The organism is Sporomusa sp. KB1, assembly GCF_007830295.1.
Lineage (GTDB): Bacteria > Bacillota > Negativicutes > Sporomusales > Sporomusaceae > Sporomusa.
In genome coordinates this window covers 325048-348066 of sequence record NZ_VLKC01000002.1, presented here as the reverse complement: position 1 = coordinate 348066, position 23019 = coordinate 325048, and the positions used below count along the sequence as shown (strand labels likewise).

The following is a 23019-nucleotide window of genomic DNA, read 5'->3' as shown; positions in this document are numbered from 1 at the left end:
CGATGGTGAAGAGAAAGTGGCTGCGTGACTATTTGGGAATTATGCTGGGCACGGTAATTACTGCTGTGGCTCTTAATATGTTTTTAATCCCTAATAAAGTTGCGGCAGGCGGCATTAGCGGCTTGGCCACAGTGCTCCACCATACGTTTGGGTTGCCGGTAGGCATGACTATGCTGGCCTTTGATATTCCCATGTTGTTGCTTAGTGTTAAAATCCTGGGAACCCGTTTTGGTATGAATACACTGCTGGGTGCGGGTATTTTAGCGGTTAGCATTGATTTATCGGCACCGTTTGTTCCTGTTCTCACCCACGATTTGTTGCTTAATTCTTTATATGGTGGTATTCTTGCCGGTGTTGGTATGGGAATTGTGTTTAAATTTAAAGGAACAACGGCTGGTACTGATTTGGCAGCAGCTATTATTCATAAATTAACCAAGATCAGTATTGGGCAGGCGCTCTTGGGAGTTGATTTTTTCGTTATTGCCACAGCGGGTCTTGTGTTTGGCAGTGCGGAGTTGTCATTATATGGACTTATTTCTTTATTTGTTACTACGCAAATCATTGATCTGGTGCAAGAAGGTTCAAGTAATGCCAAAGCTTTTTTCATCATGTCAAAGTCACCGGAGAAGGTGTCAGAGGCCATTATGACTGAACTCGGGCGGGGAGTGACTTATTTGTCAGGCCGCGGCGCTTATACCCATGCCAATCGTGAGGTCGTTTTCTGCGTAGTCAGTACCAGAGAGGTTTCTGCTGTCAAGGACCTGGTATACCGAATTGATTGCCAGGCTTTTGTTATTGTCACTGATGCGCATGAGGTACTTGGCGAGGGCTTCACCACCCATCGCTGAAACTGGCTATAAACGCCCATCTACACGGGCTGTTACAACAAGCTCACTGCCATCCTAGAGACGTATTGCAGTCTCATAGGCGACGGTGTTACTCCTGTGGGCGTTCCCTCCGACGTACTTCCCAGTACGACTACGGGTACGTCCTCGTCGCGCCTCGCAGCTGGACATTTCTAGCCAGTTTCAGGCCTTGGCACATTTATTATATATAGTGCACTAGTAGTAGTGAACTCGTTTCAGCTAGCTGAAACATTGTGGATTACGACGGACTAGTTGAAACATTGGGGATTAACCCCGCCTAGATAAAGGACTATAGGAGGTTGAAAGAATGTCACAAAAACTAACTCCGCAGCAGCTCACTGAGCTTGCCAGGCGGGCCAAATCCATTCGGGGTAATATTGTACGTATGGTTACTGAGGCGAAATCCGGTCATCCCGGTGGTTCCTTATCTGCGGCCGATATTCTAACTGTGCTTTATTTTGCCGAAATGAAGGTAGACCCGGCGAATCCTAAGGACGCTGACCGCGACCGCTTTGTGCTCTCCAAAGGGCATGCGGCGCCGGTGCTTTATGCCACACTGGCAGAGAAGGGGTATTTGCCTAAGGAAGAATTATTGACTCTGCGCAAGATTAACAGCCGTCTTCAGGGCCATCCTGAGATGAAAAAAATTCCCGGTGTGGATATGTCTACCGGTTCTTTGGGACAAGGTTTGAGTGCTGCCAATGGTATGGCATTGGCTGGTAAGCTGGATGCCCGGGATTACCGGGTATATGCCTTGCTAGGTGATGGCGAACTGGAAGAGGGTCAGGTATGGGAAGCTGCTATGTTTGCTCCTCATTATAAGCTGGACAACCTCACGGCGTTTGTTGATTTTAATGGTTTGCAGATTGATGGGCCGATTAGCGAAGTCATGTCGCCACTGCCTATTCCTGAAAAATGGCAGGCTTTTGGCTGGAATGTAATTGTTATTGACGGCCATGACTATAACGCAATCTATGATGCCATTCAAGCAGCCAAGACCGTAAAAGATAAACCGACCATGATAGTAGCTAAAACCATCAAAGGCAAAGGCGTTTGTCAAATGGAAAACGTTGCCGAATGGCACGGTAAAGCTCCCACCCGTGAAGAGTGCACAACATTCTTAGCCGAATTAGAGGCTATGGACGATTAATAGGTTTAAAGAAACTATGAATATACACGATGCTGGTTATGAATGCCCAGATGCTAGGCGCACCGAGAACCGTAGCGGAGACGTACACGTAGTACGTTGAGCAACGGATCGCAGGAGCAACAAAGCAGATGGGCGTTCAGAACCAGCATCCACTGAGAGAGGTGCATAGATAATAATGGGTAAAGAACTCGCAACTCGCGAAGCCTACGGTCTGGCATTAAAGGATCTGGGTGATCGCAATAAAAATGTCGTGGTATTAGACGCCGACCTGTCTAAGTCGACCAAAACCAATGTGTTTGCTAAAGCGCATCCTGACCGGTTTTTCAATGTTGGCATTGCTGAGCAGAATCTGATGGGGGTTGCCGCTGGTCTGGCCGCTGCGGGGAAGATTCCTTTTGTTTCAACTTTCGCTATGTTTGCAACCGGCCGCGCGTTTGAACAAGTGCGCAATTCAATCTGTTATCCTGAGCTCAATGTTAAGATTGCTGCAACTCATGCCGGTTTGACTGTCGGTGAAGATGGTGCCTCCCACCAGTCCATTGAGGATATCGCTATCATGCGGGTATTACCGAATTTGACGGTTATTGTACCTGCTGATGCAACTGAGACTAAGCAGGCCATTGATTTTGCTGCTGAGCATAAAGGACCAGTATATATTCGTCTGGGACGGTCAGCAGTACCTAATGTTTTTGGCGAAGCTTATGAATTCCGTATTGGTAAAGCTGCGCTGTTAACAGATGGCACAGATGTAACTATTATTGCCTGCGGCGTCATGGTGGCTCCGGCACGGCATGCAGCAGAGCAGCTTATTTCCCAGGGAATAAGTGCGCGGGTACTAGCTATGGCTTCCATTAAACCGATTGACAAAGAGGCCATTATTGCCGCTGCCCGTGACACTGGTGCGATTGTGACCTGTGAAGAACACAGCATTATCGGTGGTCTTGGCAGCGCAGTTGCCGAGGTACTTGCCGAAAATGCGCCTGTTCCAATGGAACGTTTGGGCGTTATGGATACGTTTGGCGAATCAGGTACACCGGGTGACTTGCTGAAAAAATATAATTTAACTGCAGAAGCGATTGTCGTTGCGGCTAAAAAGGTAGTTAGCCGCAAAAACCAATAAAATAATAAAGAAAACGCGATTTGTGCTGAGCCTTTGGCGACAAGTCGTGTTTGCTTGAAGAAAGTTTTACTTTCTGTTAGGGTAAAAAATCCCGCACATGCATATCTATGATGTATGTGCGGGATTTTTTTTACCTGCTTATCGCAGTGACCCTTCTGCGGTCATTGTGGCAAAGGCAGAGAAGATGTTTAGTCCGGGAGGAGGGATGCTGTGAACTGTTGGCAGGTAATAAATCTGGGCCGGCGTGTACTACGCCGGGCCGGGATCGGGATAGTAGGATTACTGGCGCTAGTCCAGGTGAGCGGTACTCTTTCTACGGCCGTGTCTATGCTGGTATCGCTGGTTTTTTATGCGCTCGCCTTTGGTGTTAAGTTCGGTATCGGTTTTATCTTGCTGCTATTGGTTCATGAATTGGGTCATATTGCGGCCTCACGTATTGTTGGCCTCAGAGCCAACGGTCCTACCTTTATCCCTTTCATTGGTGCTGTTATTAGCTTAAACCGTCCACCCATCAATGCCAAAATGACAGCCAATATTGCTATTGGTGGTCCCGCAGCGGGGACGCTGAGCGCATTGGTATGTTTGGCTTTTTATCTGTGGAGCAGTAGTACGTTGATGTTGGTACTTTCGTATACCGCCTGCCTGCTGAATATTTTTAACCTTATTCCCTGCGCTCCACTGGATGGAGAACGCATTGCAGCTGCCATCTCGCCACGACTTTGGTGGATTGGCAGTTTTGTTATTGGTGTTGTGTTCTTATTTACTTATAACATTTTGGTTTTACTAATTTTTTTATTCTCTTTATTTGAATTGTGGCGGGGGGAAGAGACACAAGCGGACGGTTATTATCAATTGACAACGACGCAGCGTTTGAAGGTGGCATGGTGGTATTTTGGTTTATTAAGCGTGTTAGGGCTGACGACGTTGTATACGTTGGAACTGCTGAAGTAGTGAGATAAAGTAACAATCCATAATCAATAGTCCGCGAGTAAGGAGGGTTTTGTGGATCTACGTCGAATAGTCTATATGTTTTGGTCTTTGAATTTAGGATGGAGGTACTCTACGATTGATTTACATGAGTGAAGTGTCGAAGGTATACAGCAATGGCTCAGTTGCGTTAGCTGATGTTACAGTAGATATCCCAAAAGGTGAGTTTGTTTTTATCGTGGGGCCAAGTGGTGCTGGTAAGTCGACATTCATTAAGTTAATTTTACGTGAAGAACTGCCCACAAGCGGACGGCTTGTTGTTAATGGACGGAATGTCGTCGAGATGCTGCCAAAAGATGTGCCGTATTTGCGACGGGGCTTGGGTATAGTATTTCAGGATTATCGGTTGTTACCCAATAAAACTGTATATGACAATGTGGCTTTTGCTATGCAGGTGGTTGAAGCGCCGCACCGGGAAATGCAAAAACGAGTGCATAATGTGCTCGATTTAGTCGGCCTCAGACACAAAGTGCGTACCTATCCATCTGAAATGTCAGGTGGTGAGCAGCAGCGGGTAGCTATTGCCAGGGCCATTGTCAATAATCCGGTTATTGTTATTGCCGATGAACCCACCGGCAATTTGGATCCGGATACCTCGTGGGAAATCATGAAGGTGTTTGATACCATTAACAAGGCAGGTACGACTATTATTATGGCTACTCACGATAAAACTGTTGTCGACGCGTTGCGCAAACGGGTTATTGCTATTGAAAAAGGCCGTATTGTTCGTGACCAGGTAAAAGGAGTATACGGCTATGAAGATTAGGACCTTTGAATATTTCGTGCGTGAGGCAATTTCTTCGCTAAGACGTAACAGCCTGATGAGTATTGCTTCTGTGAGTACGGTGGCGGTGTCACTGCTGATTCTGGGCATGTTTTTGGTTATGGTGCTTAACCTTAATCATATTGCTTCTACCCTGGAAACCCAAGTACAGATTACTGTATACATGGAAGACGGGTTATCTGACCGGGATATGAGGGAGATAGGCACAAGGATAACCAAGCTAGCTGGTGTAACAGAGGTAATGTTTATTGATAAGGGCGAGGCTATGGTTAAGTTCAAAGACCGTTTAGGCGAGCAGCAAGGCTTGCTTACGGCCCTGGGAGACACTAACCCGTTGCCGAATTCCTTTGAAGTAAAGGTAGACAAGCCAGAGTATGTGAAATCGGTGTCCCAGGCGATTGCTCAGCTTAAAGGGGTAGAAAATGCCAACTATGGTCAGGAAGTCATTGAGCAATTGTTTGCTTTGACGAAATTGGTTCGGATTTTTGGGCTTATTCTGATTATTTTTCTGGCGCTGGCGGCTTTGTTCATTATCTCAAATACCATTCGGATTACCGTTTTTGCCCGCCGTAAAGAGATCGGGATTATGAAGTATGTTGGGGCAACTGATTGGTTTATCCGGTTCCCTTTCATGATTGAAGGCATGATATTAGGTTTTAGTGGTGCACTTTGTGCAATGCTCATCTTGAGCCAGACCTATAGCACTCTTACCGAAAAGGTCTATGAATCGCTGGCCTTTTTACCATTGATTCCTAAGAGTCCATTCTTGACTCATATTAGTATTGTGTTGCTCGTTGTGGGCACAGCCATTGGTGCGTTAGGCAGTACCATTTCACTTAAGCGGTTTATGAAGGTGTAACAGGAGGGAGAGCATTGCTTAGTAAACGTATTTTATCAGTCTTGTTGATCATGGTACTGGTTGCCGGTGTACTGGCAACGGCGCTGGCGGATGAGGTTGATCAAAAACAGCGTGAACTCGAAGATGTTCAGCTGCAGATAGAAATGCAGCAAAATAAAGCGACACAGGCCCAACAGCAGGTGGATAGTGTCTCTGAACAGCTGCGGACGATTCAGGGTAATCTTGATACGGCAGCCAGCGAATACAACAGTATTTTATCCGAACTTGCCGCTACTGAGCAGCAGATAACGGTGAATACGGCGTTATTAGCTAAAGTAGAAAAAAATCTGGCTGAGCGTAGCCAAATTCTTAATAAGAGAATGCGCGATATCTATAAGAATGGTCAGGTAAATTATCTGGATGTTCTATTCGGGGCCACAGATTTTGCTGATTTTACTACAAGGGCAGAGTTGCTAAAACGGGTTGTTAATCTGGATATAAATCTTGTCGCTCAAGTAAAGGCCGAACGTGAGCTTGTGGTTCAGAAACGGGCTGAACTTGAGCGGGACAAGGCAGTAATTACTGACCTTAAGGCACAAGCTGCTACGAAAAAGGCGCTTATTGAATCCCAAAAAAATGAGCGCGAGAAGGTATTGGAATCAGCTGTAAATGAGCGTGACACGGCTGAACAGGCATATAGGGAACTCATGGAAACCTCTAGTCAGATTGAGCAGATGATTAGGCGGATTCAGTCTTCAGGCAGTAATGCTGCTGGTCCGGCAGGTGGTAGTGGGGCACTAATGTGGCCGGCCTCAGGCCCGATTACATCGCCATTCGGTTGGCGGACACACCCGATTTTTGGCACTGGTCGATTCCATAGCGGCATTGATATTGGCGCTGATTATGGTGATGCGGTTGCGGCAGCTGATAGTGGCGTCGTGGTGTCCAGTGGCTGGATGGGCGGCTATGGTAATGCCATTATTATTGATCATGGTAACGGGATTTCAACATTATATGCGCATAATTCAGAGCTGCTGGTGGAAGAGGGGGCCAGGGTACACAAAGGACAGATAATTTCCCGCGTTGGTTCGACCGGCTATTCGACTGGTCCGCATTTGCATTTTGAAGTGCGGGAAAATGGTTCGCCAGTTAGCCCCATGGGATATTTGCCTTAACGAAAGACACGGAAAGTGTGCAATCTTATTCCAGGTAAGAATATTTACAACTAATTTAACATATAGTTAAAAGGATAAGAAGAAAAAGGGATAAGTCCGGTATTGAACCCGCGACTTCTGCGAGGTGTATTTATTGAGTCGCCGTAAACTAATTTTTGGCGCCGTAGTATTGGTGTTAGTGACATTTCTGACGACATCGGCCGGTTTTTTATATCTGATGAATGCATGGTCATCTGATGTTGTCAGTACGCTTAAGGTGTTAAGGGCATTACAGGTTGTTAAGTCTCGTTATGTAGAAGAGGTACCGGTAGAGGCACTGATAGCCGGATCGATTAAGGGGATGGTAAAGTCTCTTAATGATCCACATTCTATCTATATGGACGCCAAAATGTTCAAAGAGTTCATGATTGAGACTGAAGGTTCTTTTGGGGGGGTAGGTATTGTTATTGGTACTAAGGATAAAATGCTTACCGTAATCGCTCCGATTGAGGGTACACCTGGTGAAAAATCCGGGATTAGAAGCGGTGACCAGATTATCAAGATCGATGGCCAAGATACCAAAGATCTGGCGCTTGATGAAGCTGTCAGTAAGATTCGGGGTCCTGAAGGCAGTCAGGTTGTATTAACCATTATGCGTGAGCAGGAGGTACAAGACTATACCTTAACCCGTTCCAACATTCAAATTAAGACTGTGGCTGGAAAAATGCTCGATAATAATATTGGTTATATTCGGATATCTATGTTTAATGAAAATACAGGCAATGATTTTGTTCGCAAATTGCAGGAATTGGAAAAACAAGGAATGAAAGCCATGGTGCTTGATCTACGGGATAATCCCGGCGGACTTTTGGATGAGAGTGTTAAGGTAGCTAGCCAGTTTGTTCCCAAAGGTCCGGTGGTTTCAGTGGTTACTCGCGATGGGCAACGCGAAACTCATTCTTCCAAGTTGGAAACCGCGAAATATCCGATCGCTATTTTGGTTAATGGTGGTAGTGCCAGCGCCTCAGAGATCGTAGCCGGGGCAGCGCAAGATACTGGCGTAGGCACACTGATCGGAACCAAGACCTATGGTAAGGGTTCTGTTCAGACGATCGTTCGCTTGGACGAGGGTTCAGCAATTAAGCTGACCATTGCCAAGTATCTGACGCCGAACGACAGGTCTATTAATGGTGTGGGCATTGAACCAGATATTGTAGTTCAATTGCCGGAAAGCAGAGATAAGGATGTGCAGCTGGATAAAGCCCTTGAAGTTTTGAAAAGCAAAATGTAGTACTGTACTAAAGGGGAGGGTTGGTTTATAATTTTATAAACCAACCCTTATCTGCATATTTTGAATTAAAGAAGGTACAGGCGTGCCGGGTGGTGTATTGTTTATTGATGTATATAGAATGCATTGAGGTGAGACAAGGTGTTTCCATGGCCTGATCTAATTTCACTCATTATTCGCGGGACATTGGATGTAGTATTGGATGTTAATTTTTGGCTAATTCTAGCCTTGGTTGGCTATCAGTATTGGCAGATGCAAAAAAGCCAGCGGCAAATGTTCGGTGTTTATAAATATAGCTTGACGAAGCAAATATTGCTGGCTGGGGTATATGGGCTTATTGGTGGTATCACTGGCAGCTTTTTGTTGACAATTGTTGGCGTTACACTGAATCAGCTTGGTCTCAATTATATCTGGCCGGTGGCTTTGGCGCTCATGCTTATCAATATGCGGTTTTTGTGCTTTGCTTATGCCGGCGGGCTGGTGGCATTAGCAAATGTTATCTTTGGCTGGCCTGAGGTTAACGTACCGCAAGTACTGTCACTGGTAGCTGTACTCCACATTACCGAGAGCCTGTTAATTGCCATTAGCGGCAGCTACAGTGCGATGCCCATGATTGTCAAGAAACAAGATGGGCGGTTGGTGGGAGCCTTTAGCCTGCAGAACTTCTGGCCATTGCCGCTGGTTATCCTGGTGGCGGTGACTATGCCTTCAGGTACTATTTCTGGTGGTGTCATGAAAATGCCGGAATGGTGGCCGTTACTAACAGTAGTCCAGGAGCCACCAAGTGGCTCGAGCTTACTCTATGTGATGGCGCCGGTGGTCGCAGCTCTGGGTTATACTGACATGGCAATAGCAAGTTTACCGCAGCAGCGGCGGTGGCATTCTGCGCTGCACCTGGCAGGTTACAGCATCCTCTTGCTAGTGCTGGCGCTGTTATCAGCAAAATATGTCTGGCTGCAAGTGTTTGCCGCTATTTTATCCCCGCTCGGTCATGAATTGCTTATCCAACTGGATAACCGCCGTGAGATGAAGGTGCCACCCCGTTTTGTGCCGCCGTCTTATGGGCTTATGGTGCTTGATACGGTGAGTGACTCACCGGCAGCTAACATGTTTAAGCCTGGTGATATTATTATTAACGTGGCTGGTTTGCCGATAAATAGCCGGTATGATTTGGCAGCCGCAATTAGTCAGGCCACAGAAGAGTTCAGCATTATTTTCGAACGGGCAGGTAAGGAAGTTCGTAAGAATAGTAAGTTTAAACAAGGTGAACGCCGGTTAGGCGTAATCTTAGTCCCAGATGGGGACGAGTTATTTTATGTTGAAATGGTTACCCAGCGGTATGGGTTAATTGATTGGCTTAAAGATAAGTTTAGAAAGCGCTAGAAACAGCGTGAGTGAACTCGTTTCAGCATAGCTGAAACATTGGGGCTTCAGGTGGAGAGTCTACTCCACCTGATTTAACGCCGCCTATAGAGGCGGGAGTTTTGACTCGTATCCAAGATAAATCAAATCATATAGGTGATAATTATGGCAACTGTACCAAAACTCAATACGGTTCATCACGAAGGCAGCAGCCCCTTTAAGGTAGAAGCCCCGTTTGTGCCTACTGGTGACCAGCCGCCAGCTATTGTTCAATTGGCGGCTGGGATTGACCGTGGTGATATAGCGCAAGTACTGTTAGGAGCTACTGGTACGGGCAAAACCTTTACCATGGCCAAAGTTATTGAAGCTGTGCAAAAACCAACGCTGGTGATTGCACATAATAAAACCCTTGCGGCTCAATTGGCCAGCGAGTTTAAAGAGTTTTTTCCGAATAATGCGGTGGAGTATTTCGTAAGTTATTATGATTACTATCAGCCGGAAGCCTATATTGCGCAGACAGATACGTATATTGAAAAAGACGCTTCGATTAATGATGAAATCGATAAGCTGCGCCACTCAGCAACCAGTTCGCTGTTTGAGCGGCGGGATGTCATTATTGTGGCCAGTGTGTCGTGCATCTATGGCTTAGGCTCGCCTGATGAATACCGGGGGTTGGTGTTGTCACTCAGGCAGGGACAAACCAAAGATCGGGATGACATTCTGCGCAAGCTTGTGGAAATTCAGTATGAGCGTAACGATTATAACTTTACCCGCGGTACTTTCCGGGTGCGTGGTGATATTGTTGAAATTTATCCGGCAGCATATGGCGAGAAGGCTTTGCGGGTAGAGCTATTTGGCGATGAAATCGAGCGGATCTTGGAAATCGATACCCTAACAGGTGAAATTCTCACGGAACGTAAGCATATTGCTGTCTATCCGGCCTCTCACTATGTTACCTCACGGGAAAACATGCTGCGTGCGGTAGGAGATATTGAAGCCGAACTAGATGAGCGGCTGGCCTATCTTAAGGCAAATAACAAGCTATTAGAAGCTCAGCGGCTTGATCAGCGCACTCGCTATGATATGGAAATGATGTTAGAAATGGGCTACTGCTCAGGGATTGAAAACTATTCCCGGCATCTTACCCAGCGTCAGCCAGGTGAATCGCCCTATACGCTGATAGACTATTTTCCGGAAGACTTTCTTATTGTAGTTGATGAGTCTCATGTTACGCTGCCACAGGTCAGGGCTATGTACGCCGGTGACCGTTCACGCAAGGAAGCACTTGTGGAGAATGGCTTCCGTTTGCCGTCAGCATTTGATAACCGGCCGCTGACTTTTGACGAATTTGACGAACGGATTAATCAGATTGTCTATGTTTCAGCAACCCCGGCCGCATATGAGCTGAAAGCAGCCAGTCAGGTTGTCCAACAGATTATTCGTCCGACAGGTCTTATCGACCCTGAAATCGAAGTTCGCCCCATTAAAGGGCAAATGGACGATTTGCTGGATGAAATCAAATTGCGTATGGCAATCAATGAGCGGGTACTTGTGACTACGCTAACCAAGAAAATGGCGGAAAACCTAACCGAATATTTAAAAGGCATGGGGATTAAGGTCAACTATCTTCACTCAGATATTGCGACAATTGAGCGGGTGGAGATTATCAGGGATTTGCGGGCCGGCGTGCATGATGTGCTTGTGGGAATAAACCTGCTGCGGGAAGGTTTGGATATGCCGGAAGTGTCACTTGTCACAATTCTGGATGCTGATAAAGAGGGGTTCCTGCGTTCTGATACCTCACTGATTCAGACCATTGGCCGTGCAGCCCGTAATGCCCATGGCAAGGTTATTATGTATGCTGATAAAATTACTGATTCTATGCGCCGGGCCATGAGCGAGACGAATCGACGCCGGGAAGTTCAGCTGGCCTATAACACTGAGCACGGCATAACCCCCAAAACCATTGAAAAACGGGTAAAAGAACTTATTGAAACCACCAAGGTAGCGGAAACTCCGGCTAACTACAAAGCCGACCGCATTGGTAACATGCAGCGGGATGATATGTTGGAACTGGCTGTTAATCTGGAGAAAGAAATGCGTCAGGCTTCTAAGTTATTGGAGTTTGAACGGGCGGCTGAGCTTAGAGATATGATTGTCGAATTGCGGCAAAAGGCAGGGGTGGAAGCAGGAAAAGCCAAAGTTGCCGGTAAAACTGTTAAACGACAGAAAAAGTAGCACGTTGAACATAAAAAAATACCCGGCGTGAGCCGGATGGTTTTGGTGCATAATTATTGTTTTAGCGTGCTTTTTTGAGCATGCGAATATCAGCTGCTTGATTCAAAATGTAATCATTAAGTATTTCAAGTTTGGTTTCGAGATGAGGAATCGTATCTACTTTCTCGCCCAGCAGATTAACCATAGCGGTAAGTCCGGCAAACCCAGTTTGCATTTGTGCTCCCATGCAGTCAACCTTGGTTTCCAGTTTATCAACCTTGGTTTCTAACTTATCAAACTTGTGCTCTAGTTTATCCACGCGTTCCCTAAGCTCTTCCGTAACAGCATTATTATGGCCAACCATTTTAACTAGCTGTTCTGTCAGGTTTTGCATTTGGCCCATTTGATTTTGCATTTGATTCATTTGATTTTGGGTTTGTTCCAGCATTTTTTCAAGCCGGTCAAAACGTTCTTCGCTCATACAATCCTCCCTCTATCTTTTTCTGAAATTCTATATTATTATTCTACCTGCTGCAGCTTGGAAGGACAAGTACTATTTTTACGTTAGCAGACTGCTACCATTATAGTAAGAAGGCTGCTATAATATAAATATTAAATAATTAATATCAATTAATAGATATAGTCTAAAAAGGGGAACCGACAATGCCAGATAGTATTATTGTTAAGGGTGCCAGACAGCACAATTTAAAAAATATTGACATAACCATTCCGCGCGATCAACTTGTGGTTATTACCGGCCTGAGTGGTTCAGGCAAGTCCTCGTTGGCTTTTGATACCATCTATGCCGAAGGGCAACGCCGCTATGTGGAGTCGCTGTCAGCTTATGCCCGTCAGTTTTTGGGGCAGATGGACAAGCCGGAGGTTGACTATATTGAAGGGTTGTCACCAGCCATATCGATTGACCAAAAGACTACCAGCCGTAACCCCCGTTCTACAGTGGGTACAGTGACTGAGATTTATGATTACCTGCGTTTATTATTTGCCCGGGCCGGCCGACCGTATTGTCCCAAATGCGGCAAGCCGATCAGCCAGCAGACAGTAGAGCAGATGGTTGACCAACTGATGGCCTTAGGCGAAGGTGCCAGGCTGAGTATAATGGCTCCGGTGGTGCGCGGTAAAAAAGGTGAGCATCAGAAGGTGCTGGAAGACATTCGTAAGAATGGCTACGTCCGGGTACGGGTGGACGGCGAAATCCATGATATAACCGATGAAATCAAGCTTGAAAAAAATAAGAAACATACTATCGAAGTGGTAGTTGACCGCATTGTAGTGCGCGACGGGATCGGCAGCCGCTTAGCTGACTCGCTGGAGACCTCACTCAAATTAGGCAGCGGTATTGTGTCCGTAGATGTCGGCGGGGCTAAAGAACTCATGTTCAGTCAGAATTTTGCCTGTGTGGACTGCGGTATTAGTCTGCCGGAGATTGCGCCGCGGATGTTTTCGTTTAACAGTCCTTTCGGCGCTTGCCCGGATTGCACGGGATTGGGCAATAACCTGGAGATTGATCCCGCGCTAGTTATTCCAGACTCCAGTAAGGCCTTCATTGATGGGGTCATTGCGCCACTTAGCAAGAATACCAACTCTTACTTTATGTGCCAATTAGAGGCTGTACTGGAGCAATACGGGCACACGCTGTATGATACCTGGGAAAAGGTGCCTGATAATCTCAAGGAGATTATTCTCCAGGGGGCAGGCCAGGACAAATTTACTTTTCACTACGAAAATATGTATGGTGATACCAAGACCTATCACGCTAACTTTGAAGGCGTGCTGCCACTGCTGGCCCGTAGGCACCGTGAATCCACTTCCGACTGGTCACGGGAGGAAATTGAGGAATACATGAGCTCCAAGCCCTGCCCGGTGTGTAAGGGGGCCAGGCTTAAACCAGAGGCGCTGGCTGTCAAGATCGGCGGGAAGAATATCAATGAAGTAACCAGGATGACGGTGGCTGAGTCCCAGGAATTTTTTAGCAGTCTGACACTTAGTGAGCGGGAGACGGTTATTGCCAGGCAAATACTAAAAGAAATCAACGCCCGCCTAGGCTTTTTGCTCAATGTTGGCCTTGAGTACCTGACGCTTGACCGGGCGGCCGGTACTCTTTCCGGTGGCGAGGCCCAGCGTATTCGGCTGGCTACCCAGATTGGCTCCGGTCTGGTGGGGGTGCTTTATATCCTGGATGAGCCCAGTATTGGTCTGCATCAGCGTGATAATAACAGGCTGCTTGCTACCTTAAAGCATATGCGGGACCTGGGCAACACGCTCTTAGTGGTTGAGCATGACGAAGACACCATGTATGCTGCCGACCACATTATTGATGTTGGGCCGGCAGCCGGAGAAGGCGGCGGAACCATTGTTGCCCAAGGCACGGTAGAAGAAATTAAGGCCTGTGAGGCTTCGATTACCGGACAATATCTAAGCGGCCGTCAGGCCATTCCGGTGCCTGCCATACGGCGGCAGACTAATGGCAAATGGTTAGAGGTTATTGGCGCGAGGGAAAACAACCTTAAAAAGCTCAATGCCCGTTTTCCACTGGGAGTATTTACGGCTGTTACCGGCGTGTCCGGTTCAGGAAAAAGTACTTTGGTTAATGAAATATTGTACAAGGGTCTGGCCAGTCAGCTGTATCGCGGCAGTCGTATCCGGCCAGGTGCCCATGACGGGATTCGCGGCCTGGAGTATATTGATAAAATAATTGACATTGACCAATCCCCCATTGGCCGTACGCCGCGTTCGAATCCGGCCACCTATACCAGCCTGTTTGACAACATCCGCGAGGTTTATAGCCAGACGCCGGAAGCCAAGATGCGCGGCTATAAACCAGGCCGGTTCAGTTTTAACGTCAAAGGCGGCCGTTGTGAAGCGTGCAAAGGCGACGGGATTATCAAGATTGAAATGCATTTTTTACCTGATGTCTATGTGCCCTGTGAGGTATGTAAAGGGGCCAGGTATAATCGCGAGACATTAGAGGTGCGCTATAAAGGCAAAAGCATTGCTGATGTGCTTAATATGGTAGTGGATGAAGCGGTGGAATTTTTCCAAAACATCCCAAAAATTCACCGCAAACTACAGGTCTTGCAGGATGTTGGCTTAGGATATATTAAGTTGGGGCAGCCGGCTACCCAACTGTCAGGCGGTGAAGCTCAGCGAATTAAGCTCGCCACTGAATTGGCCCGTCGTAGTACCGGTAAAACGCTGTATATTTTGGATGAACCGACAACTGGGCTGCATACGGCTGATATTCACCGGCTACTAGAGGTATTACAGCGACTGGTTGATGGCGGAGATACTGTTGTGGTAATTGAACATAATCTGGATGTGATTAAGACCGCTGACTATATTATTGACTTGGGACCAGAGGGTGGAAACAAAGGCGGGACCATTGTGGCTAAGGGAACACCAGAGCAGGTGGTCGCTGTGTCCCAGTCCTATACCGGTCAGTATTTAGCTCCTATTCTAGCCCGTGGCCCGCGCCAGTAAAGGAGGTGTACGGTTATTTCTGTAATATCTCCCGTAGTGGAAGAAAAGTTGGCACTTTTACCGGATAAGCCGGGCGTTTATCTGATGAAAGACGATAAAGGCCGGATTATCTATGTTGGTAAAGCCATTAATTTAAAAAACCGGGTGCGTTCCTATTTTCAGTCCAGCCGCAACCATTCTGGCAAGGTATTGGCGCTGGTGGCGCATATTGCCGATCTGGAATATATTATTACCGCATCAGAAATTGAAGCACTGATCCTAGAGTGTAATCTGATAAAAAAACATCGTCCTAAGTATAATATCAGCTTGAAGGACGACAAAACCTATCCCTATATCAAAGTGACTTATGAAGATTTCCCACGGGTGTATGCTACCCGTAAGGTACTAAAAGATGGGGCCCGGTATTTCGGTCCGTACACCAGTGCCGGGGCAGTGCATGAAACGCTGCGGCTGCTAAAGACGCTATTTCCACTGCGCTCCTGCCGCAAGCTTGCGGCCAAGCGGCCTTGTTTGGAGCATCACATCAAACGCTGCCTGGCTCCTTGTGCCGGCAAAGTGGAGCAGGGGACTTATAGTGAAATGATAAAAGCCGTGACCTTGTTTCTTGAGGGCCGCAGCGACGCAGTTGCCAAAAACCTCAAGCGGCTCATGGTCGAGGCGGCAGAAGAATTGGAGTTCGAACAGGCGGCCCGGTTACGCGACCAGCTCACCGCAGTTGAAAAGATTATGGAGAAGCAAAACATTGTGACAGGCAGTGGTGACCAGGACGCCATTGGACTGGCCCGGTCGGCCGCTGGAATCTGCGCGCAGGTATTCTTCATTCGCAGTGGCAAGATGGTGGGACGTGACCACTTTATACTATTAGGTGGTGAGGATGAAACCGACCAGAACATTCTGGAGGCTTTTATCAAGCAGTATTATAGCCAAGCGGCCTTTATTCCCCGAGAAATATTGTTGCCCCTGGAATTAGCAGAGCAGCAATTGCTTGCTGACTGGCTGAGCAGCAGTAAGGGCAGCCGGGTACAGGTGGAAACGCCTAAACGCGGTACGAAGAAGGATTTAGTTAACATGGCGGCAGGTAATGCCGCTACTGTACTGGAAGAACAAGCAGTCCGCCTGGAAGCTGATGTTGACAAAACCACCGGAGCGGCGGCTGAGCTTGGGCAGTACTTAGAGCTGCCAGCTGTGCCGCAGCGCATTGAATGCTTTGATATTTCCCATATTCAGGGCTCAGAAACGGTGGCTTCGATGGTGGTGTTTGAAGATGGTCAGCCTAATAAAAATGAGTATCGCCGCTATAAGCTCAAAACCGTGGAAGGCAAACCTGACGATTTTAAATCTATGCAGGAGGTAGTGGGGCGGCGTTACTGTGACGCGCTGGAGAAGGGGCCTATTCCTGACTTAATCATTATTGACGGTGGTAAAGGCCAGCTTAATGCTGCGCTCACGCTGATCCGCGCCGCCGGCCTTACAAAAGTGCCTGTTGTTGGCTTGGCCAAAGAGTTTGAGCATATTTTCCGGGAGGGAATTAGTGAACCGCTGATTTTGCCGCGGCATTCCCAGTCGCTCTATCTGGTGCAGCGCATCCGTGACGAGGCTCATCGGTTTGCTATCACCTATCATCGTAAACTACGCTCAAAACGTAATCTGGTTTCAGTGCTAGATCATATTCCGGGTATTGGTGCTAAACGCCGTAAAGCGCTTTGGGATCATTTTGGCAGCTTAGCCAAAATCAAGGCCGCCGAGGTGGAAGCACTTGCCAAGGTTGAGGGGATGACTCTTCCTGCCGCTGAGGCAGTATATAACTTTTTTCGTAACAAAAATTTGTAGAATTATTGGTAAAACAAGGACAATCTATTTGCATTATCATTCCTAAAATAGTAAAATTGGGATAAGCAATTTAATTATTAAAAAGGAGTGATTTTCGATGGAGAAATACAAGTGCATGGTATGTGGGTATGAATATGATCCGGCACAGGGTGACTTAGATCATGGAGTTCAACCAGGAACCCCTTTTGAAGATGTATCTGAAGATTGGCAGTGTCCGATTTGCGGTGTAGGCAAGGATCAATTCGAAAAGATCTAATGCTGGATAAAAAAGAGTCGCGCAGGTGCGCGACTCTTTTTAATGCGAAATTTTAGTGAGATGTGGCAACCAGCCACGGTTGAGCATAAGTTGCAGCAGACGGTAGTCAAAATCCAGCCCATGGTCTAAGGCTTTTCGATACATGAGGGCAACGTCCAACTGGTAAGAACTGTGAAGAGCGGTCAGCACTGTCGTTTGCGCAGCTTTGGCCATTGTGCCGACAGCAATGGCTATTTCCTGATCAGACATCCGGGCATCATCGGGGATGGTAATAGGTGAGTCATGCAGGTTGCGTTTGACAAAATGGAAGGCCGGGGTATGACCGTCGCTTTCGAAGAGCTTATCCTCTGCTTTTTCAATGGTCATTTCCGTGTGGTGGCTGATGGCTTCTTTAATGAGGGCTTTGAGTTCGGGATCATGGGCATGATTGTACATGACTTGCAGGAGCGCGACATTGAAACGTCCCTGGGCTACGATGCCGTATAAGCCGGCCGCCTCAATGTAGTTTAATGGTTCTTGATCTAAGATTGCATTCATGATGGTCCGGGTTTGGGAATTTATTTTGTCCATTACCGTCATAGTGTAACCTCCTAAACAACTGTTTTCTCTGTGAAATCAATATATCTGTAATATAATCAATCTGATGAATTTTATACTTATTAGTAGGTAAGCAGCAGGAATTTGCCTGATAAAAAAGAATTTCAACAAAGTATGAATATCTAACTCCAGGAGGATCTTACACATGGATATAAATAGTATTAAAATGGCAGCCAAAAAAAGGTTTGCCGGTGTTTGCCGGGTTTGTCCGGTTTGTAATGGTGTTGTTTGTGCGGGTGAGGTGCCTGGTATGGGTGGTTTAGGGACTGGAACTGCTTTTCGTCATAATATACAAGCCTTGGCGGAATGCCGGTTGAACCTGAGAGCTGTTCATGATGTGAAAAAGACGGACTTGTCTTGCCGGATATTTGGCATAGATTTAGTAATGCCGGTGATTAGTGCTGCTATTGGTGGTATTGCACTTAATATGAATGGTGCGATGACAGAAGAAGAATATACTCAGGCCGTTGTCAGCGGCTGCCGTCAGGCCGGCAGTATTGCTATGACTGGTGATGGTCCGAGCCCAATGGTATTTGACGCAGGTATGGCTGCTATTGGCAAGGAAGCGGGCTGGGGTATACCGATTATGAAACCAAGAGAAACTGAAAAGATTGTGGAGCTGGCCAAGCAGGCTGCTGCGGCTGGCTGCCCGGCGTTTGGTATAGATATTGATGCGGCTGCCCTTGTCAATATGACCAATGCAGGACAGCCGGTAGGCCCTAAAACCATTCAGGAGCTTAAATATATAAAGAACCATACAACCATTCCCTTTATCGTCAAAGGCATTATGACCCCTGATGATGCGGAGTCTTGCTGGCAGGCCGGAGTTGATGCCATTGTTGTTTCTAATCATGGCGGGCGGGCACTTGACCATACTCCTGGTACAGCAGAAGTACTGCCGTATATTGCGGAGGCTGTAAAAGGCAAAATGACAGTCTTGGTGGATGGCGGCATTCGTAGTGGTGCCGACGTTCTTAAGATGCTGGCACTAGGCGCTGATGCTGTGCTGCTTGGCCGGCCATTGGCCCTTGCTGCCGTAGGCGGCGGCAAGGAAGGGGTAGAATTTGTTTTAAATAAATACAAGGCGGAGCTCAGCGCTGCCATGACACTGACTGGCACTGCTCAGGTAAGCGATGTACCTGTGGAGATTTTATGGTAGAACCGTCAGCGTTGTATTACAATTTAGAACGGCAGAAAGAATAGCTTTACTTTATTATTGCCGGAATTTTGTTCCTTGGGATATAATATAGAAGATACGTTGCTTTAGGTGGGCCGAGTCCTCTCCTGAAGATTCGTGTTCAATTTTGCTTAAGTGAGTTCATTGACGGTCGGGAGGGGTAAGAGCGGTGACTGGTTTTTTACTGCGGATTATTATTAATGCGGTGATTCTAATTATGCTGGTGATTGAACTGCCAGGAGTATTTGTAGACACCTTGGGCGGGACACTGCTCGGTGGGATGATTGTCGGGCTGGCAAATGCCGCCATTCGACCGCTGTTGCTGATTGCTGCGTTGCCTTTCAATTTGTTGACTTTGGGCGGTATTACCTTCATGACTAATATTTTTACACCGTTCATGGTAGTTGAAGCATTGCCCGGGTTTCAAATTTCCAGTGTGGTGGCTTCATTGACTGGTATTTTACTTATGACGCTATGCAGCTTTACTTTGTCCAAAATAATTCAGGATCGATAGTTATCTTTTTTAAAAGGAGAAACAATGACAATAAAACTTATTGCAATAGATTTGGACGATACTTTATTAGATAGCAAATTAGCTGTTTCGCCCCGGGCTTGTGAAGCCATCCGTAAGGCTGTGGCGAGGGGGGTAACGGTGACTATTGCCACAGGGCGGATGTATTGTTCAGCTTTGGTGTATGCCAAGCAGCTTAAACTTGATGTACCGCTTATTACCTATAACGGTGCTTTGATTAAATCGTGTTTGTCTGGTGAAACATTGTTACATCAGCCGGTTGAAAGAGAACTGGCGCTGGAAGTGTTGGACTTATGCCGGGAACACAATTGGTATATTCAGACCTATATGAATGATAAACTGTATGTAAAAGAACTGGATGAGCATGCAGCATACTATATGCGATTCTCAGGAGCACCGGCCAATGCTATTGGTGACAGATTATATATTGCCGAGCAGCCACCGACCAAGATGCTGGCCATGTCGACAGCAGAAGATGTTAAAGCAGCCTATGACATTGTGAAAACACGGTTTGACAATAAACTAACGGTGGCAATATCCAAACCTACCTTTCTGGAAATCACCCATCCACTGGCTAATAAGGGCCGGGCCCTGGCCTTTTTAGCAGATAAGCTGCATATTAGGCAGGAAGAGGTTATGGCGCTTGGTGATGGTGGCAATGATCTGGATATGATCAAATATGCTGGCTGGGGGGTTGCTATGGGCAATGCCAGTGATGCTGTTAAGGCAGCTGCCCGGCTGGAAACCCTCTCCAATGATGCCGATGGGGTAGCGGAAGCCATTGAGAAATATGTGTTGAAGTAAGGCGATTACGTCAGTTCCTGTTACTAAATAGCAGGAACTGCTTTTGCTTTTTTTTCCATACTATCCTATAATTTAAAAAAAGAGTGGAGCAGTCTTACAAAAAATAACGGTAGCTTACAGGTTTTTACGAAACTATATGTTCAAGAGATAGAGGTGTACAGGATGATAGATAACTTTCGGCTGGTAATTATTACTGGAATGTCAGGAGCAGGAAAATCTCAGGTGGTCCGTGCGATGGAAGATCTGGGTTATTTTTGTGTAGATAATTTACCGCCTATGCTGATCCCTAAATTTGCTGAACTATGTGCCCAATCTGGTGGCAAGGTTACCAAAATTGCGCTGGTGGTTGATATTCGCGGCGGTGAATTTTTTGATAAATTGGTTCAAGTGCTGGAGGGGATGGAGAACCAGGGTTTACTGTATGAGATTTTATTTCTGGAAGCCTCAGATGCAACGATTATCCGCCGTTATAAGGAAACCCGCCGCCGTCATCCTATGGCCCCTCATGGCCGGATCAGTGAGGGCATAAGCCGGGAGCGAGACAGACTGGAGCAAATCAGGGGACGGGCTACACATATAATTGATACCTCTGGACTCTCTACTGCCGAGCTTCGCGGCAAGATTACGGCCCTGTTTGCAGAAGAGCACGAACATGAGCGCATGACAGTTACAGTCGTGTCTTTTGGTTTTAAACATGGCATGCCACTTGATGCTGACCTGGTAATGGATGTTCGGTTTTTGCCCAATCCTTTTTATGTCGAGTCTTTGCGGCGCAAAAGCGGACGTGAGGCCGTAGTGGGTGACTATATCTGGAAATGGCCTGTTACCCAGCAGTTTATGGAAAAACTATCAGGTTTGGTTGATTTTCTTGTTCCTCACTATATCAAAGAGGGAAAAAGCCAGCTGGTTATTGCTATCGGGTGCACCGGAGGCTTACATCGCTCGGTATTTATTGCCGAGAAGATGTTTGAATACCTGAAAGGCAAAGGCTTTAAGGTTAATGTAGAACATCGGGATATAAAACACAATGTCATTGAGTAACGGAAATACTACAAGTGCAGAGCAGGTTAGAATGTTCAGCTGTGAGGCACGATGAGGATGCGACCACAGTCGTACTCAAAAGTACGCCGGAGGGAGTGCTCGCAAGAGCAACGAAACAGAAGGGCGTTTATTACCTGCTCGGGGGTGAAGGAATGCATTTTCTAAAGTGGCTTTATCCAGGCATGAAGTTCAAGCGCTGGCTGCTGTTATTTTCCGCAGGTGTTATTTGTGCCAGTTTAGGCTTGGCTATTGTTTTTAACTATAAATATATTGGGGTAGTGGAAGAAGCGATTTTCCGGTTGTTTTATTTGACGACAGGTAACTACTATTATGCTGTGACTACCATTACCGGAACTGCTATAATACTGCTTGGTCTTAGTATTATGCTGGCAGCAACGCAGCAGATTATAAAGTCTGTCATTAGTGTACTGGTGCCTGAAGGCTCTGATAAGCTTGTGGAGATTATTTTTGAAAAACGGAAGCTTAACCGCGGCCCGGCGATTACTGTTATTGGCGGTGGTACCGGCTTATCTGTGCTATTACGGGGAATAAAAAGCATTACCAGTAATCTTACGGCAGTGGTTACGGTAGCAGACGATGGCGGGTCATCCGGACGACTGCGCGCGGATCTGGGGATTATTCCGCCAGGTGATTTGCGCAACTGTCTGGTGGCGCTTGCTGATACGGAACCGCTGATGGAAAAGCTATTTCAGCACCGCTTTGGTGGCACAGGAGAATTAGCTGGTCATAACTTTGGTAATCTGTTTATTGCCGCTATGACTGAAATCGTTGGTGATGTTGAGCAGGCACTTAAAGAGTCCAGTAAGGTATTGGCCGTACGTGGACAAGTGCTGCCTTCTTCGACCGAACGGGTGCTGCTGGCAGCCAAAATGACTGACGGTACTATCGTTAAAGGGGAATCAAAGATTCCCTTGTCAGGCAAAACAATTAAACAGGTATATATTGAGCCCCGGGATGTCAGGCCGCTAAAAGGGGCTATAGAGGCCATACGTGACGCAGATGCCTGTATCCTGGGGCCAGGCAGTCTCTATACCAGTGTTATTCCTAATTTATTGGTACAGGGTATTGCCGAGGCTGTAAGTGACAGTGATGCTGTTAAAATATATATTTGTAATGTTATGACCCAGCCTGGTGAAACTGATGGTTATAGTGCCTATGATCACATTAAGGCCATTCTTGACCATTCTGGTCCAGGCACAATTGACATTGCGGTTGTGAATGTGCAGGAAATAGCGCCCGAATTGCGGGAAATTTATGCTGAGCAGGGGGCCTATCCGGTAGAGCCGGACATTGAGGCCATTGAGAAATTGGGAATTAAAGTAGTGAAAGCCAACCTTGTTAGCGAAACTAATCTGGTGCGTCATGATCCGGCAAGGCTGTCGCGCACGCTTATGTCGCTGGTGTATGATTTGAAGCTTAATTCTGACCGAATGCGCTTGTTAGATTATTACATTATGGCGGAAAGTATCAAGAAATTAAAAGATTAACTGAAGGACT

At 46.8% G+C, this 23019-nt stretch carries 20 protein-coding genes; 18 read left to right on the top strand and 2 right to left on the bottom strand.

Annotated elements, in window-relative coordinates; genetic code table 11:
- Positions 1-2: 2 nt before the first annotated feature.
- From SALPA_RS05390 to uvrB, 10 genes are all read left to right on the top strand, one after another.
- Positions 3-848, top strand: a complete 846-nt coding sequence (locus SALPA_RS05390; RefSeq protein ID WP_145090656.1) for a YitT family protein — start codon at positions 3-5, stop codon at positions 846-848.
- Between the two features lie 325 nt (positions 849-1173).
- Complete coding sequence (locus SALPA_RS05385; protein WP_094603793.1) at positions 1174-2016, top strand: transketolase; 843 nt, start codon at positions 1174-1176, stop codon at positions 2014-2016.
- A gap of 175 nt (positions 2017-2191) precedes the next feature.
- A complete protein-coding gene (locus SALPA_RS05380; protein WP_145090653.1) occupies positions 2192-3136 on the top strand; it encodes a transketolase family protein in 945 nt (314 codons plus the stop codon).
- A 210-nt stretch (positions 3137-3346) separates the two neighbouring features.
- Complete coding sequence (locus SALPA_RS05375; protein ID WP_145090650.1) at positions 3347-4087, top strand: site-2 protease family protein; 741 nt, start codon at positions 3347-3349, stop codon at positions 4085-4087.
- A 115-nt stretch (positions 4088-4202) separates the two neighbouring features.
- Entirely contained in the window at positions 4203-4889 is a 687-nt protein-coding gene (gene ftsE / locus SALPA_RS05370) for a cell division ATP-binding protein FtsE (protein WP_145090647.1), read from the top strand.
- Positions 4879-5766, top strand: a complete 888-nt coding sequence (gene ftsX, locus SALPA_RS05365; RefSeq protein WP_145090644.1) for a permease-like cell division protein FtsX — start codon at positions 4879-4881, stop codon at positions 5764-5766. The genes ftsE and ftsX overlap by 11 nt, the downstream gene beginning before the upstream one ends.
- Before the next feature lie 14 nt (positions 5767-5780).
- On the top strand, positions 5781-6920 hold the full coding sequence (locus tag SALPA_RS32410; protein ID WP_370516699.1) for a murein hydrolase activator EnvC: 1140 nt from the start codon (positions 5781-5783) through the stop codon (positions 6918-6920).
- Between the two features lie 133 nt (positions 6921-7053).
- Entirely contained in the window at positions 7054-8190 is a 1137-nt protein-coding gene (locus tag SALPA_RS05355; RefSeq protein ID WP_145090641.1) for a S41 family peptidase, read from the top strand.
- Positions 8191-8328: 138 nt separating this feature from the next.
- Complete coding sequence (locus tag SALPA_RS05350; RefSeq protein WP_145090638.1) at positions 8329-9570, top strand: PDZ domain-containing protein; 1242 nt, start codon at positions 8329-8331, stop codon at positions 9568-9570.
- Positions 9571-9714: 144 nt separating this feature from the next.
- A complete protein-coding gene (gene uvrB, locus SALPA_RS05345) occupies positions 9715-11787 on the top strand; it encodes an excinuclease ABC subunit UvrB (protein ID WP_145090635.1) in 2073 nt (690 codons plus the stop codon).
- 61 nt (positions 11788-11848) lie between these two features.
- On the opposite strand, the gene SALPA_RS05340 is transcribed toward uvrB, so the two are convergent.
- Positions 11849-12247 (bottom strand): hypothetical protein, encoded by a 399-nt coding sequence (locus tag SALPA_RS05340; protein WP_145090632.1) that lies wholly within the window; start codon positions 12245-12247, stop codon positions 11849-11851.
- A 182-nt stretch (positions 12248-12429) separates the two neighbouring features.
- On the opposite strand from SALPA_RS05340, the gene uvrA reads away from it, so the two are divergent.
- The 3 genes from uvrA to rd all read left to right on the top strand — a co-directional run bounded on the left by uvrA (position 12430) and on the right by rd (position 17350).
- Positions 12430-15264 carry an excinuclease ABC subunit UvrA gene (uvrA, locus tag SALPA_RS05335; RefSeq protein ID WP_145090629.1) on the top strand — a complete coding sequence of 945 codons (2835 nt, stop codon included), beginning with the start codon at positions 12430-12432 and terminating at the stop codon, positions 15262-15264.
- A 24-nt stretch (positions 15265-15288) separates the two neighbouring features.
- Positions 15289-17094, top strand: coding sequence for an excinuclease ABC subunit UvrC (gene uvrC / locus SALPA_RS05330; RefSeq protein ID WP_145090626.1), 1806 nt, complete (start codon positions 15289-15291; stop codon positions 17092-17094).
- Between the two features lie 97 nt (positions 17095-17191).
- The gene (gene rd / locus SALPA_RS05325) at positions 17192-17350 is read left to right on the top strand and encodes a rubredoxin (RefSeq protein WP_145090623.1); all 159 of its coding nucleotides are present in this window, start codon (positions 17192-17194) and stop codon (positions 17348-17350) included.
- A 39-nt stretch (positions 17351-17389) separates the two neighbouring features.
- On the opposite strand, the gene SALPA_RS05320 is transcribed toward rd, so the two are convergent.
- The gene (locus SALPA_RS05320; protein ID WP_145090620.1) at positions 17390-17929 is read right to left on the bottom strand and encodes a DUF3231 family protein; all 540 of its coding nucleotides are present in this window, start codon (positions 17927-17929) and stop codon (positions 17390-17392) included.
- Between the two features lie 163 nt (positions 17930-18092).
- Here SALPA_RS05320 and SALPA_RS05315 point away from each other — a divergent pair, with 163 nt between their 5' ends.
- From SALPA_RS05315 to yvcK, 5 genes are all read left to right on the top strand, one after another.
- Positions 18093-19106 carry an alpha-hydroxy-acid oxidizing protein gene (locus tag SALPA_RS05315; protein ID WP_145090617.1) on the top strand — a complete coding sequence of 338 codons (1014 nt, stop codon included), beginning with the start codon at positions 18093-18095 and terminating at the stop codon, positions 19104-19106.
- 187 nt (positions 19107-19293) lie between these two features.
- On the top strand, positions 19294-19638 hold the full coding sequence (locus SALPA_RS05310) for a phage holin family protein (protein ID WP_145090614.1): 345 nt from the start codon (positions 19294-19296) through the stop codon (positions 19636-19638).
- Positions 19639-19662: 24 nt separating this feature from the next.
- Entirely contained in the window at positions 19663-20460 is a 798-nt protein-coding gene (locus SALPA_RS05305; protein WP_145090611.1) for a Cof-type HAD-IIB family hydrolase, read from the top strand.
- 165 nt (positions 20461-20625) lie between these two features.
- Complete coding sequence (rapZ, locus tag SALPA_RS05300) at positions 20626-21501, top strand: RNase adapter RapZ (RefSeq protein WP_145101748.1); 876 nt, start codon at positions 20626-20628, stop codon at positions 21499-21501.
- 152 nt (positions 21502-21653) lie between these two features.
- Entirely contained in the window at positions 21654-23009 is a 1356-nt protein-coding gene (yvcK, locus tag SALPA_RS05295) for a YvcK family protein (RefSeq protein ID WP_145090608.1), read from the top strand.
- The last annotated feature ends 10 nt before the right edge of the window (positions 23010-23019 follow it).

What these genes read in the sequence shown, in the direction of transcription:
- SALPA_RS05390 (WP_145090656.1), top strand. Translation starts at nt 3, where the DNA reads ATGGTGAAGAGAAAGTGGCTGCGTGACTATTTGGGAATTATGCTGGGC.
- SALPA_RS05305 (WP_145090611.1), top strand. Translation starts at nt 19,663, where the DNA reads ATGACAATAAAACTTATTGCAATAGATTTGGACGATACTTTATTAGAT.
- SALPA_RS05380 (WP_145090653.1), top strand. Translation starts at nt 2,192, where the DNA reads ATGGGTAAAGAACTCGCAACTCGCGAAGCCTACGGTCTGGCATTAAAG.
- SALPA_RS05340 (WP_145090632.1), bottom strand. Translation starts at nt 12,247, where the DNA reads ATGAGCGAAGAACGTTTTGACCGGCTTGAAAAAATGCTGGAACAAACC.
- SALPA_RS05320 (WP_145090620.1), bottom strand. Translation starts at nt 17,929, where the DNA reads ATGACGGTAATGGACAAAATAAATTCCCAAACCCGGACCATCATGAAT.
- ftsX (WP_145090644.1), top strand. Translation starts at nt 4,879, where the DNA reads ATGAAGATTAGGACCTTTGAATATTTCGTGCGTGAGGCAATTTCTTCG.
- uvrB (WP_145090635.1), top strand. Translation starts at nt 9,715, where the DNA reads ATGGCAACTGTACCAAAACTCAATACGGTTCATCACGAAGGCAGCAGC.
- rd (WP_145090623.1), top strand. Translation starts at nt 17,192, where the DNA reads ATGGAGAAATACAAGTGCATGGTATGTGGGTATGAATATGATCCGGCA.
- SALPA_RS05385 (WP_094603793.1), top strand. Translation starts at nt 1,174, where the DNA reads ATGTCACAAAAACTAACTCCGCAGCAGCTCACTGAGCTTGCCAGGCGG.
- SALPA_RS05315 (WP_145090617.1), top strand. Translation starts at nt 18,093, where the DNA reads ATGGATATAAATAGTATTAAAATGGCAGCCAAAAAAAGGTTTGCCGGT.
- yvcK (WP_145090608.1), top strand. Translation starts at nt 21,654, where the DNA reads ATGCATTTTCTAAAGTGGCTTTATCCAGGCATGAAGTTCAAGCGCTGG.
- uvrA (WP_145090629.1), top strand. Translation starts at nt 12,430, where the DNA reads ATGCCAGATAGTATTATTGTTAAGGGTGCCAGACAGCACAATTTAAAA.